This is a genomic window from Pseudoalteromonas sp. C12FD-1, from assembly GCF_037414265.1.
Lineage (GTDB): Bacteria > Pseudomonadota > Gammaproteobacteria > Enterobacterales > Alteromonadaceae > Pseudoalteromonas.
The window spans coordinates 1-1,900 of record NZ_JBBEVD010000045.1 but is presented as its reverse complement, the minus strand read 5'-3'; the positions used below and the strand labels follow the sequence as shown (position 1 = coordinate 1,900).

Here is a 1,900-nt window from a genome sequence, read left to right as displayed (position 1 = left end):
CCCTTAAAAAATTTTCTTTACCTATTCCACGACAATACAGTCATTTATTTAAATAAGTAGGTAAATATTATGTGTTATTTAAAACGAGTTATGATTCTAGGAAGCTTTTTAGTGAGCCTTTTAACGATGGGGTGCTCTAGTACATCACAGATGCCAGTTCAACGATTATCGGCATCAGAGATACAACAAGCAATGAGTTATACCAGCTATACCAAACGCCAAGCAGCAGTAAAGGCGTTAATGCCTGATGCAACCCATCATGAGCGCATTGCTTTGCTTACCCTGCTAGGTGAGGACTGTCTTGCCCAAGCACCACAATCAATTTTGGATAGTGCGCAAAGCATTCACCCAGAGCGACAAGCTTGTATTGAAACGGGGGCGCAATTAAAGGCGCAACTTGATAGAGCACCCATTAATAACCGTCCAGATAGTGCTTTAGTGTTAACGCACTTAATTGATACCCAGTTAAGTGGTTTATCCCAGTCAGCTGTAGATGGTTTAGATGCGGCGCAAGTGAATAAACTTAACTTATTGTGTGGCAATGCTAAACGAACAGCAGGTGGCAGTGGTTTACAAGGCTCTTTTAATCGTTCGATAAGAAAAGCTTGTCAAGCCCATGTAGTTGGCAATATTGATAAAGCCATTATTAACTTTGCTCGAGGACAAGATAGGTCTATTTCACTTTGCCATGACGACTTAGGGTGTAACGCTAAACTACCATCAACAAAAGATAAACCTCGCCAAGCAGCTTGGACCACATTCAAGGTCAAACTTTTTGACACCATGGGCATTTCACTTACACAAGTAGATTTACCGGAATAATCCCCCCTGAAAAAATGGCAGTGGCATACAAGGTAAGACGAACTAATGATTAGCTCGTCTTGCCTGCCAAGTAGGGTGCTTGGCAACTCACTTAACAAATAAGGTAATAGTTATGAAAACATTAAAGACACTTAATAAAATAGGTTTGGCCGTAGTGGCAACTGTAGGCTTATTTGCAGGTACGCTATCAACGCACGTTAATGCAGAAGAAAGCATTATTATCACGGCAAAAGCGCAGGAGAATATCACTAAGAATACGACTTTACTGGTTGATAAAACCAAGCAATTTAATGCGCCTTCTCCAGAGGTGAATAAGCTTGTTAAAGCCTATGAGCAAGCAAGACCAACAATGACTGAAGAGCAAGAAAAGGCAGCAATGAAAAAAATATTTAATGCTCAATCTATCGCTATTGCAGAAAAAGCAAATCAGTTAAAGGCTTACTCAGAGCAATTGAAGGCGACTATTGACAGTTATATTTACGCCCTGAATTCGGCTAAACCCGATGATGAAAAACGAAACCTGTCAGAAGGTAAAGGCCGCGATTGGTTTGTTGATGCCATCACCCAAATTCAGGGTAGCTTATCGATACTCGAAAATATCAATACTCCTGAGGCACATGCTAGAGCAAAAAGCTTGAGTCGCAGTTTGAAATCCCTAGCTCAAGCGCAAAAAATCCAAGCTAGACGTGGAGGTGGAGTCACTGATGGATTACTAGAAGAGACTATTGAAGTACTTCATGATGCACAGTCAAACGTACAATTGAGTACGACCTTATTAATTGCACAGGCAGAAGCGATGATGAATGTAGAAGCAGCTGAAAGCACCAGTGTTATTACTGCGGGTATCACGCAAATCGGACTTGATGTATCAGTGCTAAGCGATGGTTTTATTTCGAATGTAAGTCCGTTGATTGACAGATACCTCGGGATGTTAGGTTATGGTGGTCAAAGCAATAGTTATGTAGATAGTAGTACAGATGTTTACGATTTAAGTGGTGTTTTAAGTGAAGCAAAGCGCGGCGGACATGCTAATTAGTATTGAACAGTAGCGACGTAAATTGCTATCGGCAACCAATAA

Annotated in this window: 2 protein-coding genes; both read left to right on the top strand. The window is 40.9% G+C overall.

Annotated elements, in window-relative coordinates; all coding sequences use genetic code 11:
- The first annotated feature begins 111 nt into the window (after positions 1 to 111).
- Positions 112 to 822 carry a hypothetical protein gene (locus WDB87_RS04940; RefSeq protein ID WP_337849248.1) on the top strand — a complete coding sequence of 237 codons (711 nt, stop codon included), beginning with the start codon at positions 112 to 114 and terminating at the stop codon, positions 820 to 822.
- 112 nt (positions 823 to 934) lie between these two features.
- Entirely contained in the window at positions 935 to 1,858 is a 924-nt protein-coding gene (locus WDB87_RS04935; protein WP_337849247.1) for a hypothetical protein, read from the top strand.
- The last annotated feature ends 42 nt before the right edge of the window (positions 1,859 to 1,900 follow it).